The organism is Cohnella nanjingensis, assembly GCF_014212125.1.
Taxonomy (GTDB): domain Bacteria; phylum Bacillota; class Bacilli; order Paenibacillales; family Paenibacillaceae; genus Cohnella; species Cohnella nanjingensis.
The window spans coordinates 2,012-16,643 of record NZ_JACJVP010000060.1 but is presented as its reverse complement, the minus strand read 5'-3'; the positions used below and the strand labels follow the sequence as shown (position 1 = coordinate 16,643).

At 59.8% G+C, this 14,632-nt stretch carries 11 protein-coding genes; 6 read left to right on the top strand and 5 right to left on the bottom strand.

Annotated features, from left to right (window positions below):
- Positions 1–405: 405 nt before the first annotated feature.
- On the bottom strand, positions 406–3,687 hold the full coding sequence (locus tag H7C19_RS30510) for a DEAD/DEAH box helicase (RefSeq protein ID WP_185672865.1): 3,282 nt from the start codon (positions 3,685–3,687) through the stop codon (positions 406–408).
- Between the two features lie 211 nt (positions 3,688–3,898).
- Entirely contained in the window at positions 3,899–4,201 is a 303-nt protein-coding gene (locus H7C19_RS30505; protein ID WP_185672864.1) for a hypothetical protein, read from the bottom strand.
- Positions 4,202–4,367: 166 nt separating this feature from the next.
- Between H7C19_RS30505 and H7C19_RS30500 the strand changes: the two genes are divergently transcribed.
- Positions 4,368–6,230: an LTA synthase family protein gene (locus tag H7C19_RS30500; RefSeq protein ID WP_246470111.1), complete on the top strand. Its 1,863-nt coding sequence runs from the start codon at positions 4,368–4,370 to the stop codon at positions 6,228–6,230.
- A gap of 27 nt (positions 6,231–6,257) precedes the next feature.
- Complete coding sequence (locus H7C19_RS30495; RefSeq protein ID WP_185672862.1) at positions 6,258–6,920, top strand: phosphatase PAP2 family protein; 663 nt, start codon at positions 6,258–6,260, stop codon at positions 6,918–6,920.
- An 87-nt stretch (positions 6,921–7,007) separates the two neighbouring features.
- On the opposite strand, the gene H7C19_RS30490 is transcribed toward H7C19_RS30495, so the two are convergent.
- Entirely contained in the window at positions 7,008–7,622 is a 615-nt protein-coding gene (locus tag H7C19_RS30490; RefSeq protein WP_185672861.1) for a TetR/AcrR family transcriptional regulator, read from the bottom strand.
- 227 nt (positions 7,623–7,849) lie between these two features.
- On the opposite strand from H7C19_RS30490, the gene H7C19_RS30485 reads away from it, so the two are divergent.
- Positions 7,850–9,340, top strand: a complete 1,491-nt coding sequence (locus H7C19_RS30485; protein WP_185672860.1) for a DHA2 family efflux MFS transporter permease subunit — start codon at positions 7,850–7,852, stop codon at positions 9,338–9,340.
- 871 nt (positions 9,341–10,211) lie between these two features.
- Here the strand turns inward: H7C19_RS30485 and H7C19_RS30480 are convergent.
- On the bottom strand, positions 10,212–11,423 hold the full coding sequence (locus H7C19_RS30480; protein ID WP_376775462.1) for an MFS transporter: 1,212 nt from the start codon (positions 11,421–11,423) through the stop codon (positions 10,212–10,214).
- 44 nt (positions 11,424–11,467) lie between these two features.
- Positions 11,468–11,884 carry a MerR family transcriptional regulator gene (locus H7C19_RS30475; protein WP_246470113.1) on the bottom strand — a complete coding sequence of 139 codons (417 nt, stop codon included), beginning with the start codon at positions 11,882–11,884 and terminating at the stop codon, positions 11,468–11,470.
- Positions 11,885–12,092: 208 nt separating this feature from the next.
- Here H7C19_RS30475 and H7C19_RS30470 point away from each other — a divergent pair, with 208 nt between their 5' ends.
- From H7C19_RS30470 to H7C19_RS30460, 3 genes are read left to right on the top strand one after another with little or no spacing between them, the layout of a single operon-like run.
- On the top strand, positions 12,093–13,145 hold the full coding sequence (locus tag H7C19_RS30470) for a LacI family DNA-binding transcriptional regulator (protein ID WP_221469566.1): 1,053 nt from the start codon (positions 12,093–12,095) through the stop codon (positions 13,143–13,145).
- Positions 13,146–13,195: 50 nt separating this feature from the next.
- Positions 13,196–13,651, top strand: coding sequence for a VOC family protein (locus tag H7C19_RS30465; protein WP_185672856.1), 456 nt, complete (start codon positions 13,196–13,198; stop codon positions 13,649–13,651).
- Between the two features lie 2 nt (positions 13,652–13,653).
- Positions 13,654–14,379, top strand: coding sequence for an SDR family oxidoreductase (locus H7C19_RS30460; protein WP_246470109.1), 726 nt, complete (start codon positions 13,654–13,656; stop codon positions 14,377–14,379).
- The last annotated feature ends 253 nt before the right edge of the window (positions 14,380–14,632 follow it).

The window sequence follows — 14,632 nt, the reverse complement described above, 5'->3', positions numbered from 1 at the left end:
GAAGCGGGCGGTCCGGCGTGCTGTAACGATAAAAAGTATCGTTACAGCCGGGAAGCAGGCGGTCCGGCGTGATGTAACGATAAAAAGTATCGTTACAGCCGCGAAGCGGGCGGTCCGGCGTGCTGTAACGATATGGCGTTTGCATGATTTTGGTCATAGGACTTATATAGGGGGTTTAGAAAGGAGCGGGTCGCTGCGCTTACATCTCTGGAATTCGCGGCGCGATCCCACCGATTCGGCGCCGACGCCTATCCGCGATTGTTCCCCGGTAGGCCGCGGCTCGGCGGTAGATTCGTCCCTTTACCGTTGGCGTGCCCATGATCATCCCCATCCCCATCCCCATCCCCAAAAAAACGTGTCCATCCTCGAAGAAAAGGACGGACACGTCTGCAGACGTGTCTTCCTTTAGATCATTAACAGTTCGCGGATCTCCTCTTCGGTGATCGCGGACAAGGCTTCTTCGCCCGGTTGAATGACTTCGGCGATGAGGTCCCGTTTGCGCTGCTGCAATTCGTACATCTTCTCCTCGATCGTCCCCTGCGTGACGAGGCGGATGACCTGGACGACCTTCTTCTGCCCGATGCGGTGCGCCCGGTCGGCCGCCTGCTGCTCGACCGCCGGATTCCACCAGAGATCGTAGAGGATGACGGTATCGGCACCCGTCAGGTTCAGGCCGGTGCCGCCGGCGCGCAGCGAGATGAGGAAGATATCGTTCTCCCCTTCGTTGAATCTTCGGCACAGCTCGACGCGTTCCGGCGGCGGCGTATGGCCGTCCAGATAGAAGCAAGGCAGCCCGCGCAAGCTTAGCTCCTCCCGGATGATGCTGAGCATCGAGGTGAACTGGGAGAAGATAAGCATGCGCTTGCCTCCGCTGAGCGCCTCGTCGACGATCTCCAGCAGCTGCTCCAGCTTGCCGGAATCCCCTTCGTACTGCTCCACGAACAGCGCGGGATGGCAGCACAGCTGGCGCAGACGGGTCAGTCCGGCCAGGATCCGCATGCGGCTCTTCTGGAAGCCCTCTTCCCGCAGATGCAGAAGCGCCTCGGCTTGCAGCTTCGACAGGTAGGCGACGTACAGCTTCTTCTGCTCGTCGGTCAGCTCGGAGTGCTGGAGCGTCTCGATCTTGTCCGGCAGTTCCTTGAGCACGTCGCTCTTCATCCGGCGCAGGATGAAGGGCCGGGCCCGCTTCGCGATCGTCTCGCGGGGCAGATCGGAGAACGCTTTGCGGCCGCCGAACAGCTCCGGGAAGACGGCATCGAACAGCGACCACAGCTCCTCGAGCGTGTTCTCGATCGGGGTACCCGTCAGGGCGAACCGGTATCCGGCGCGAATGCTCTTGACCGCCTGCGAGGTCTGGGTCGCATGGTTCTTGATGGCCTGCGCTTCGTCCAGGAACAGCGAATGGAACCGCTGTTCGGCGTACAGCTCCATATCGCGGCGGAGCAGCGGGTACGAGGTGATCAGCACGTCGACGCTGCCGAGCTCGCCGAGCATGTCGCTCCGCTCCTGCTTAGCGCCCGCAGCGAGCTGGACGTTCAAGTCGGGCGCGAAGCGGGCGATCTCGTTGCGCCAGTTGTAGATGAGCGAAGCCGGCGAGACGATCAGGACGGGAAGTCCCGATTCCCGCAGTTCCTCGCGGACCGACTCGATGAAGGCGATGCTCTGCAGCGTCTTGCCGAGGCCCATGTCGTCGGCGAGGATGCCGCCGAAGTGGTAGTGCGCGAGCGTCTTCATCCATTGGTAACCATACTTCTGATAGTCTCGCAGGATGCCCGCGACGGACGGCGGCACCTCGAATTCGAGATTGTCGGGATTCTTCATGTTGTCCAGCAACTGGCGCAGCGAGCGGCCGAGCTTGACGCTGTTGCCCCGGACGTCCGCGTCCATGAGCTGCAGGCCGCGCACGACGGACAGGTCCAGACGGGAGCCCTTGATCTCCTGCTTGCGGACGCCCATCTCATCCATCATGCGGGAGATCTCAAGAAAGCCGCTGTCCTCCAGAGATAGGTAAGCTCCGCTGGACAGGCGATAGTACGGCTTTTTCTCGACCAGATTGCGCAGGATATGCCGGATCTCCTCGTCGTCGATGCCGTCGATATCGAAGCGGACCTCGAGCCACTGGGTGTGCGAGTCGATATCGATCGACATCTTCGGCAGCGGCGGCGTCGCATGAATCATCGTCCGCATGGCGCCGGTGGCGTTCACTTCGGCGAGCCGCTGCAGTTGGGGGAGGAGGCGGTACTGGAAGCGGTAGATCTCCTCTTCGTCGTCCAGATACAGCTCGCTGCCGTTGTACTTGAAGTCGGCGCGCTCGATGAGGCCCATGATCCGGCTCTCGCGCTCGATATCGCGCAGCAGGATGCGGTCCGTGCCCGTCTTGCGGAGCGCGCCGTCGGCCTTCAGCGCATCGATCTCAATGTCGTCGTACACATAGGTTAAGCGGGCGAGCAGGCGTTCATTCACCCAATCGAGATCCAGCTTCGCATGCATCCGGGGGCTGACGATCCGATCGGAGATGTGCTGGGCGATGCCGACCTGCCCGATGCGCTTCAAGCCCGGGATGACCCGGTCCATGAACGGCTCCATCTGCGCGGGAGAGATGAGCACCTGCTTCGCCGGCTTATAGGCGAACATCCGCTTCAGTTCCTCGATCCGGCGCATCGACGCGTCGTCGACCCGGTACAGCGTGCCTTCCGCGGCGACATAGCCGTAGTTCTCCAGGACGAGCAGCTTCTCCATGCCGAGGATATCGAGCTGGTAGCCGTCCATGCCCGGCGCCTCATCCAATTCGAAGCGCAGAGGTAGCGGTTCGTCCGTCACCGTGATCCGCTCGGACGTGCGCATGCCGTGCTCGAACCGGACGTCCGCGTGCGCGAACAGCGGCAGCAGCTCCTTCCACGCGAGCGGCGGCACGATGAGGAGGCGGTCCTGCTGCATCGAGAAGCCGCCGGGCGGCGTGCGGAAGGCATCCCGGTAGGTCGACTCGCTCCGCGCGATGTCGATCAGCTTGTCAAGGATGGCGCGATCCGCGGGCTTAAAGGCATGCAGGAGCGGATCGTAGGTGAAGTGCTTGGCGAATACGAACGGCTGCCGATGCTCGATGCGTCCGAGGAACTCCTTCAGCTTCTGGACGATATAAAGCCGCCGGGGGCCGAGCTTCATCTCGATGGCGAGCAGCGGGGAGCGGCTGTACTCCGAGACGGCTTTGCATGTGAATTCCACATCCAGCTCGGCTGTCTCGCCCGCTTCCGCTTCGCTCTCTTCCTGCGGGATCGACGCGCCGGCGGCGCCGTCGAAGAGGGAGATCAATCCCTTGGTGAACAGGACGTCCCGCGCCGGGACGAGCGGCGTCGGCGCCGGCCGCTCGGACGGCGCGGCATTCGCCGGCGCGGCCGTCTCGGGCTGCTGCGCGGCGTGAAGATGAATGAGAACGGCCGCGATATGCTTGCAATAATATTGGGTATGGACGGCGGGGCAGTCGCATCGCGCGTCGACGACGCCCGAATCGTCCATGAGAATGCGTACGGCGTAGCGGTTGCTTCCCCAAACATAGGCATCGTAGCGGCGTTCGGCCGAATTGTAGTCGACCTCCATGACGCGGTTGGACTCTTCGTACTTCAGACCGCGTTCAAAGGACGTTTGCCCGCACAACAGCTTGATCTGTTGAAGGGACAGCTTTTGGCTCATGAGAGGGTTCCTTCCCCGCCTGGTACCAGCGCACTTGTTAATATTTCATTATACCACAGCGGGATTCAAGTAAACGATTCGGCCGTCGTCCGCGTCCCTTCGAATATACAAGAGGTTGTCCTCGGACGGGTCTGACTAGACCGCCGGTGACAACCTCTTTTGGTTTGCCGTTCCGCGAGGATGCGAGCTTCGACGCAGCCGCTCGGGACGCTCAGGCTTGTTCCCGCAAGCCGACGAGGTGAACCAATTGGGGCGTCGAGATCACTTTGATCACGTGATGCGCTTTGTCGTACTCGACTTTGCCGGAGCCGGCTTCGGCGGCCGAAGATGAGCCCAATACGTAGAAGAGGTCGTCTGCGAGCGTACGGATGCAGACATCGCGTTCGGCCGGCTTCAATTCGTCCCATTCCTGCGCGCTCATCTCGAAAGTCTCGTAGCAGTCGGGAATGGTCGCCAGCGCGCCGGACAATTCGTCCAGAATCTCGTCGTAAGGTCTCGTATAGCGGATTGCCATCTGCTCTCACATCCTTTCTGGTCGTCCTATTATAACTTATTTACATAAAATTAAGGTGTGCCAATCGTGCCAATTGTTTGTATCGCTTTCTTTCGCAAGTTCAAACGACTATAATGAATACGCTGATTTGAACAGCTCGTTGCAATACGCTTAGGGGATGGTTTTGATGACGACGAGACAACGCGCCTGGAAATGGCTGTCCAAACCGTTCGTCTTTTTTACGATACTGATGATCTTTAAAATGTACTTGGCCGGATTCGTCATCTTCGAAGGCTGGCGCGCCTGGCTGCCGCTCGCGACGGGCCTGCCGTCGGTCTGGGTGGTCTTCAGCCTGATCGAGCTGCTCGCTCCGCGGCGCAAGCTGGGGATGTATCTGACGATGAACGCGGTGATGACGTCCGTTTATTTCGCCGTCATCATGTACTACAAATATTTCGGCGTCATCGTCACGTACCACGCGCTGAAGCAGGTCAACCAAGTCACCGAGGTCAAAGGCAGCGTATTCTCGCTCTTGCATCCGTACTTCCTGCTCATCTATATCGACTTCGTCGTCCTGCTGGCGCTGCTCATCGCGAGCCGCAAGTTCCGCGCCTGGGGACGCGCGTTGAAGGTGCGGAGCTCGAAAAGCGTCTTCTCCGCGCTGGGCACGCTGTCGCTCGCGGCCTGCATCCTGACCATCTGGCCCTACCGGGACAGCATGAACGAGATCCTGCAGGCGGAGAATATGGGCATCCTCAACTATGAAGCCTATGCCGCATTCGCCGCGTCGAAGGATAACGCGGTCGATCCGGTGAACGTGACGCAGGACGCCATCGACAAGCTCAAGGGCAACGAGAAGCCTGCCGGAACGCCGCTCGAATGGGGCGTGGCCGCGGGCAAGAACGTCATCGTCCTGCAGCTCGAAGCGTTCCAGAACTTCCTGGTCGGCATGAAGCTGGACGGACAAGAGATTACGCCGAACATCAACAAGCTGGCGGCGGAGAGCCTCTACTTCAACCATTTCTACCAGCAGGTGGGCCAAGGCAACACGGCGGACGCCGAGTTCGTCGTGAACACTTCGTTCTACGTGCCGACCAACGGCGCCGCGTCGCAGGAATATGCCGGCAAGGAATTGCCCAGCATGCCGAAGGTGTTCGAGGCGAACGGCTACCAAACCGCGACGTTCCATACGAACGACGTCGTGTTCTGGAACCGCAACGAGATGTACAAAGCGCTCGGGTGGCACGACTATTACGACAAGAAGTTTTTCGGCGACGAAGACACGGTCATGTTCGCCGCCTCCGACGAGGTGCTGTACGACAAGACGGCCGACAAGCTCGCGGAGATGCAGAACGGCGGCAGTCCGTTCTACGCGCAAGTCATCTCCATGTCGGGGCACCATCCTTTCAACCTGCCGGAGCGCAAATACAAGATGGAGCTGCCGGACCGGTTCGAGGGCACCCTCGTCGGGGACTACATCCGCGCGCAGAATTACGCGGACTACGCGCTCGGGCAGTTCATCGACAAGCTGAAGGCGAACGGCGTCTGGGACGACAGCGTCATCGTGCTCTACGGCGACCATCAAGGCCTGCCGATCTATTCGTTGACGGGCCGCGAGAAGGATCTCATGAAGGAGATCTACGGCCGCGAATACGGCTTGCCGGATATGCTCAACATCCCGCTCATCGTCCGCGTCCCGGGCAACGCGGTAGAGCCTAAGGAGATGACGGGCGTCGGCGGCCAATCCGACATTTTCCCGACGGTCGCGAATCTGGCCGGCGTCTCGCTCGCCGATCATCTTCATTTTGGCCAAGATTTGATCAATCAAAACGACAATCTGCTGCCGGAGCGTTATTATTTGCCGACCGGTTCGTTCTTGAACAACACGCAAATGTTCATTCCGGGCAAGGACTTCGAAGACGGGACCGCAAGACCGCTCCCGGGCTTGGCGGAGGATCCGAAGAGCGCGACGCAGCAGCAGTTCGACAACGCGCTCGAGCTGCTGAGTATGTCGGACAGCTACGTCCGGTCGCTGCCGGACCGGCAATAACAGAGAAAGAGAAATGGGGTGGGATCAGTGACTTGGAAGCTCCGCGGGAAAAAGTATGCGCCGTTGCTCGGCATGCTGATCTTCCCGATCCTGGGCGCGATATATGCGTTGACGAACAAAGTGGACGACAAGGTCTACCATCTGATGACGCCGCTGGACCATGCGATTCCGTTCGTGAAATACTTCGCTTTGCCGTATGCGGTGTGGATTTTTTATATTTACGTATGCATCGTTTATTTCTACAGGAAGGACCTTCGCGTGTACTACCGGTCCCTGATAGTCTACACGTTGAGCGCCCTGGCCTGCTACCTCGTCTACTCGGTATTCCAGACGACGGTTCCGCGGCCCGTCTTGACCGGAGAAGATCCGTTCACGCGGCTCGTCTCTTATCTGTATCACCGGGATCAGCCCTACAACTGCTTCCCGAGCATTCACTCGTTCTCCAGCTACATGGTGTTCCGCCTGCTGGCCGGCAGCAAGTTCCGGAGCCGGCTGAATCTCGCGCTCGTCGGCAGCATGTCGGGGCTCATCATCCTGTCGACGCTCTTCATCAAGCAGCATGCGATCATGGACGTGCTCGCCGCGGTGCTGCTGGTCGAAGTCGTGATCGCCGTCGTCGTGATCGCCGAGCGTCTGGTCGCGCGGCAAGCGCCGGCCAGGGAACGCAGCAGGGGCACATACGGCGCTTGATCGAAGCGCATCTAAAAAAAAGGCTGTCCGCGCGAAGGAATCGCGGTACAGCCTTTTTGCCGTGCGTGAGGAGTAACTTCGCTGCGATTAATGCATGATCAGCTTGCGATAGCGCGCTTTGATCTGCTCCTTGGCATAGCCGCGCCCTTCCCGCAGATGCACGTAGCCCGAGGGATGGAGCGCGCAGAGGACGGCGTGCGCCTCAATGTACGTATCGCATCCTTCGGGACGGCCCTTGGGGTCGCCGGCTTCCGCGGCGTTCTCTGCCTCGATCTCGCGGAACAGCGCCGTCAGATGGTCCATGAGGAAGACGTAACTGGCCGATCGGAAGAAGGCCGATTCATCTTCGCAGGCATGAAGGGAATGAATGGGCAGAAGCCACTCATATTTATCGTCGATAAAGTCGATCAACTGCTCGATCAGCCCGGCGATGCGCTCCCGTGCCGGCAGATGACGATTCAACTGCAAATAGTCCTCCAACTGCTTCAAGTAGGCGCGGCCCAAGTTCTCCGCCAGTTCCGAGCAGAGCTCGCCCTTGTGCGCGTAGCACCGATACAGGGTTCCCTGACCGACGCCTGCGGTCTTGGCGATCTGGTGCATGCTGACCGCTTGAACGCCATGTTCGGCGAATAGCGCTTGGGCGGTCTGCAGGATGAGGCGGCGGTTCTCCGCCGCGTCGCTCCGTTCTCGTCTGACAGCCATAGCTCTCCCTCCCGAAAAATTCCAAAAATACAGCTTGGATTCGTATTGACAACCGGACAATTGTCCGGTAACATCGAAGCTAAACCGGACAATTGTCCGGTTAAACAAAGGTCAACTCACGCAAAAGCCCATAAGACCATTGTAGCGCTGGCGGTTCGAGCGGTCAACGGCAACGGGAGAGAGGCGGCGCGGAGGAATGACTCTCAAAGGGAGAGTGGAGCGTTACCATGTCAGCCAAGGCAACAGCCGCGGGACCCGCAACATCGATTAAGGACGTCTTTGCGCCGCTCATCGCGATCATCGTCGGGATCTTCATGGTCATCTTGGACGGTACTGCAGTCAATGTCGCGCTGCCGCAATTAATGATCGAATTCAAACAGAACAGCCTGTCGCTCGTGCAATGGACCGTTACGGGCTATGCGCTGGCCCAAGCGGCGATCATCCCGCTCGCGGGATGGCTGTCGGACCGCTTCGGCGCGAAGCGCGTCTTCCTGATCGCGATCGGGTTGTTCACGATCGGATCGCTGCTATGCGCGCTCTCGACTTCGGTCGAGATGCTCATCACCTTCCGCATCCTTCAAGGCTTGGGCGGCGGCGTTGTCAGCCCGATCGCCATGGCGTTCATCTACCGGCTGGCGCCTCCGGGCAAGGTCGGCCAAGTGATGGGCATGATGGGGATTCCGATCCTGCTGGCGCCGGCGCTCGGTCCGGTCTTGGCCGGCTACCTGGTCGACTACGCCAGCTGGGAATGGATCTTCCTCCTGAACCTGCCGATCGGCATCATCGGGATTCTGCTCGGCATCCGCACGCTGCCGAATATTAGCCGCCAAGCGGTCGCTTCGCTCGATCTGCTCGGCATCCTGCTCGCGCCGATCGCCTTCGCCGCGCTCGTCTACGGCGTATCCGAAGGCGGCACGTTCAAGAACGGCGAATCGAACTGGACCGCCCCGACGACGCTCACGGGCATCATCGTCGGCGCCGTGGCGCTTATCCTCTTCGTCATCGTCGAACTGAAGCGCAAGGATCCTCTACTGGAGCTGCGCGTCTTCCGCTCCAGCACTTTTACGCGCGGCATCGTCGTGCAATGGATCTCCCAGATCGCTTTGTTCGGCACGATGTTCCTCGTCCCGCTGTTCCTGCAGCAGGCCCATGGCTACTCGGCGTTCAAGACGGGGCTGATCATGATCCCGCAGGCGCTGGCATCGGCCGTCATGATGCCGATCGGCGGCAAGCTGTCCGACCGCTTCGGCGCCCGTCCGCTCGTCTTGGTCGGCATGGTCATCACGACGGCGGCGGCCTACCTGCTGTCGACGATCTCCGGCGACGCGAGCGTGAGCTCCTTCATCCTGCCGCTGGCCTTGCTGGGCGCGGGGATGGGACTGTTCATGATGCCGCTCAACACGTACCTGATCCAGTCTGCGCCGCAGAACCTCGTCGGACGGGTCACCTCGCTGACGAACGCGGCCCAGCAAGTCATGATGTCGTTCGCGGTCGCCGGCTTGACCACGCTGTCGACGACGCGGATGCAGGACCTCATGATCGAGCAGAAGAAGCAAGCGCCGGATCTCGGCATCTTCTCCGATGCGTTCGGCTACACGTTCCTCATCCTCACCGGCGTCGCGGTGCTCGGCCTTGTGCTGGGGCTTATGCTCTCCAAGCCGAAGAATCCGCTGCCCGAAGGCGAGAACGCTGCCGAGATGCATATGATGGTCGGCTAACGGCTGCACAGAACGCCATATAGCCCGGAAATTGGACGACCCCCGCAGGGATACCCTGCGGGGGTCTTGTTTTTGCATGCTTTGCATAAGCGCAACCGCGCAATCTTTCCTGTGAATCACTTGCACGAAAGCAACGAAAGCCCTGCCTCTCAGTCGTTCTTGCGGCTCCAATGACCGCGCCAGTCTTGAATTCGTGTTCCTTCCAGCAGCCAGTTAAAAAGGAAATGGATTGGGAGTTGGGAGCATGTTCATCCCTAAGAGAGGAAAAATCAGAGGGTCGCACTTACTTCAAATTAAGATTATACGCTCGTCGGTACAAAGAGTCAAGCCGAGAAAAAACGGCTTCGCGCGTTTCGGTGCAAAGAGCCAAGCGGCAGGGGTGCTCGCTGGCGGTGCTCGCTCCCCAATAAATTGTATTCATACAACTTATTTAGCCCTTATTGGCGTTGGGGAGTGAATAACTTGCAATCGTACAAGTTATTTGAGAGGAAATCGATAAAAAGCTAAAAATTGGCCAATTAAGTTGTACATTTACAACTTAATTGCTGTTTTGGGGCGAATTCGGCAAAATAAGTTGTACGTTTACAACTTCTTACTCGGATTACAAGTCCTAACCGGGCGAAATCCCATTACCGAGCTGAATCCGCAGTCCCAGCCGAGCACTCTCTCCCGTTACGCTGCTACTTCGTCCTAGCCAAAGTGACAGCAGTTATTTTCATCAAAGCCTGTGACCTGGTACGGTCATGCGTGTTTTGATCGGAGATCATTCGGAAATGGTTATATGTGAAACTTTATAAGACTATTCTATATGAAAAACAGGGCGAAAACCGCCAGAGGAGGCGGTTCGCCCCTCCATCTGTCCGTCTCTGCCTTAATGGCCGCCGGACGTATCTACGCCGCTAAGGGCGCGGCGTCCGAGCCAGGTGACGACGATGCCCAGGATGACGATGAAGGCGCCGAAGTAGAACGGCAGTTGCACGCTGTCGAACCATTCGTGCAGCTTGTTGGCCAGCCATGGACCGATCGCGCCGCCGACGAAGCGAACGAAGTTGTACGAGGCGGAAGCGACCGAGCGCTCGACCGGCGCCGCGCCCATGACGACCGTCGTCAGCAGCGTATTGACGACGCCGAGGAACAAGCCTGCTACGATGACCAGAATGACGAGCGCGGTCTTGGAGTCGTGCCAGACGCCCATGGCGGCGAGGTCTAGGGCGAAGCAGAGCAGCATCAGGCGCAGCGCGCGAACCGCGCCCATCGACTGTGCCAGCTTCGGCGCGCCTATGACGGAGGTGATGGCGAGCGCCACGCCCCAGCCGAAGAACACGTAGCCGAGCTGGTGAATGCCGAGCTCCATGACGAGCGGCGTATAGGCCAGCAGGGTGAAGAAGCCGAAGTTGTAGAAGAGGGCGACGATGCCGAGGGTCAGCAGCCCCGGATACTTGAGCGCCTTGAAGGGATCGGCGATCGAGATGCGCGCTTTGGGCTTCGGAATGCGAGGCAGCAGCGCCAGGATGGCGATGAAGGCGAAGGACATCAGCACGCTGACGCCGAAGAAGGGGCCGCGCCAAGAGATGGAGCCGAGCTCGCCGCCCAGCAGCGGACCGACGGAGATGCCCAGTCCCAGCGCCGCTTCGTAGAGGATGATGGCTTTGGCCGTGCCGCCGGTGGAGAGTCCCACGATGGCGGTCAGCGCGGTGGCGATGAACAGGGCGTTGCCAAGCCCCCATCCGCCGCGGAATCCGACGATCTCCCAGACGCTGCCCGACATGCCGGCGAACGCGGAGAACGCAATGATGAAGGCGATGCCCACGATCATCGTCCGCTTCGGTCCGATGCGGCTGCTGATGAAGCCGGTGATGAGCATCATGAGGCCGGTGACCAGGGTGTAACTGGAAAACAGCAAGGATACTTGGCTGCCGGACGCGTGAAGCTGATTGCTGATGGCCGGCAGGATGGGATCGACGAGACCCATGCCCATGAAGGAGATCACGCAGGCGAAGGCGACGGCCCATACCGCTTTGGGTTGGCTGAACAAGCCGCCTTCGCTCGATAATCGATCGGATGATGTATTCATTTTCTCCAAATGCCTCCCGATAAATGATGACCTGTAATGACGCTTGCGGTGAATTAAGATTCTTCCAGCTGTGACAAGCGATTGCGAATCCGCTCGCGGATGCCGCGAAGCTCCCCCTGAAGCTCCCGGATGCCCGCCATCTTGCGCTCGGTCAGCGCCAGATGCTCCGCAAGCAAGCGATCAACTTCCGTCAGCTTCTCCCGCACCTCGGCTTCGGCGCCGGGCGGCGGGGACTTCCGGTAGGCTTCGAGCTCATCCCGCATGGCGATATGCTGCTGCAGCTCTTGCAGCGAGAAGCCCAGCACCTCCCGGGCGTTCAACATCTTGTTCAGACGGTCGATATGCGCTTGGGTGTACAGACGAATGCCGCCCTCGCTCCGTTCGGGAGGAGGGATCAGACCGATCTCTTCATAGTAGCGAATCGTCCGCTTCGTCAATCCGCACGCCTGCGCGACTTCTTCGATCTTCATTCGTTCCAACCGCTCACCTCCGATGCGTTTGCTGCACAATGGCTATTATATTCCCAACCTAACCTTAACGTCAACGTTAAGTATGACTTACCAGAAATTCGGCCGCGCAAGCTTAGCATGCCCGACCCTTTCCTCGGTTCCGCTAAAGGATTGACTCGGTTCGCCGGAGGCGTTAATATAGCTGTGAACGCGCGTTTATGAAACGAGGATGAGCCCTGTGAAGAAACCGGAGATCAACTCCGTCGAGATTGCCCGTCTAGCCGGCGTATCGCGAAGCACGGTCAGCCGCGTCATCAACAATTACGCCAATGTCCCGCCGGAGACCCGCGCGAAGGTGATGAAGGTTATCGAACAGTACAATTACGTGCCGAATCTGTCCGCCCAGGTGTTGGCCGGGAAGCGGACGCGCACGATCGGCCTCTTCATGATCGAGGCGGGGCACGTCTCCCGCGACATGCTGTCGAACCTGCTGCTGGCGAGCGTCATCGAGAACGCTTCGGCCCAAGGCTACTATGTCTTAACCTATATTATCCGGGGGACGGACGACGCCGAGACGATCCGGAACGTGAAGGATATCTTCTATCAACGGCGCATCGACGGGGGGATCTTCATCGGGGCCGCGAATCGCGAGCCGTTCATCGAAGCGCTTATCGCGGAAGGCTTCACGGTCGGCATCGTCGACCAGGAGCTGCCCCGCGACGTGGAGCCGAACCGGATCGTCGTCAACTTCGACAACGACCGGGGCATGATGATGGCCATCGGCCACCTCGCCCAACTGAATCACCGGGACATCGGGGTCGTGAACGGGGATATGAAGCGGTTCTCGGGACCGAACAAGTACGAAGGCTTCGAGGCCGCGATGCGCCATTACGGACTGCCGATCCAGGAGAAATGGGTGCTGCCGGGAGGCTTCTCCGAAGAGAGCGGCTACGAGGCGCTGCAAGTTTTCCTGCGTTCGGGAACCCCGCTGCCGACGGCCATGATCATGGCCAACGACAGCGTCGCGTTCGGGGCGATTCGCGCGCTCCACGAGGCCGGACGGTCCGTCCCGGGCGATCTCTCGGTCATCGGCTTCGACGACCATGCGCTCAGCTCCAGATTCACGCCGGCGCTCACGACGGTGAAGGTCGACTTTGCCGAGATGATGCGGCAACTAACCGCGTTCGTGATCCGGCATATCGAGAACGCCAGCGAGAGCGGACCCGTGCGGTACTGGGTACACTCCCATCTGATCGTGCGCGATTCGTGCAGGCGTCTCTGAAGTCCGTTCAAGCTGGATATCTATTTGAATATAAAAGGAGCCTTTGCCTCATGGACAATAATCTGCTGGGCAACAACGTCATCACGCAAATCGGTCTGCTGGTACATGACATCGAGAAGACCTCGCAAGCCTATGCCGACTTCTTCGGCATCGACAAGCCGAATTGGTTCTGGACGGACGCGGCGGACGTAGCGCAGACGGAATACCGCGGCGCGCCTTCCGAAGCGAGGGCGAAGCTGGCCTTCTTCGACATGGGCTCCTTGCAGCTGGAGCTCATCGAGCCGGACGATCAGCCCAGCACCTGGCGCGAATCGCTCGACCGCGACGGCGAAGGCTTCCATCATATCGCCTTCGCGATCGACGGGATGAAGGACAAGGTGGCGGCGCTCGGCCGGAGCGGGTTGCCGCTGCTGCAGAAGGGCGAGTACACGGGCGGACGTTACGCCTACGTAGATACGCTCAAGGACCTGAAGGTACTGATCGAACTACTCGAGAACGACCGCTAAGCATGAAGGATGGTGTCTATCAGATGAACTTGCTCATCACCGGAGCCGGCAGAGGGCTCGGATTGGAATTAACGAAGCAAGCGGCGGCCCGCGGCCACACGGTCGTCGCCTGCGTCCGCGATACGGAGGGCGCCGTCGCACTGCGGGAAGCCGCCGAACAATATCCCGGCCGCATCCGCATCGAGTCGTTCGATATCGTCTCGGAGACCGAGGCGCAGCGGCTTGCCGACCGGCTTAAGCAGGATGCGTTCGTCTTGGACGGCATCGTGAACAATGCCGGCATTCTGCTAGGCCGCGACGGCGGCATCGCTTCGCTGTCGCTCGACGACACGCGCCGGACGTTCGAGGTCAACCTGTTCGGCCCGCTGATCGTGGCGAAGCACCTGACGCCGCTCCTGCGCGAGAGCGAGTCGGGCGCGGAGATCGTCGTCAATATCTCGTCGGAGGCAGGCAGCTTCTCGGGCGCCTACGGGGGGGACTATCCGTACGCGCTCTCCAAGATGGCGCTGAATATGTTCTCCAAGCAGTTGAACGAAGAGTTGAAGCCCCGCGGCATTCGCGCGCTGGCCGTGCATCCGGGCTGGATCCGCACCGACATGGGGGGACAGGCCGCGCCGCTGTCGCCGGAAGACAGCGCGACCGGCATCCTGAACCTGGTCGAAGGCACGACGGCCGTCCCGGAGGAGACGTTCTTCGTCGACTACGCGGGCCGCCCGATGCCGCTCTGAGACGGGACGGGGAACGACGGGGCATTGGATGTGAGGGAGTGATAGGAAGAGAGACGGCAGCCTCCGGGGCGGCCGTCTTTTTTATGAAAATGAGGCTTGGCCATTATCGCTTTCAGGACTTACACACCTAATCATCGTAGGGAATATTCGTCTTCGGTTGGCAAAGGTTGCCCGGAATTCATCGGCTGGGACCTGTCCGGTGGTGCTCGCTAATGGTGCTCACTGATGGTGGTACTTGATGGTGGTGCTTGAT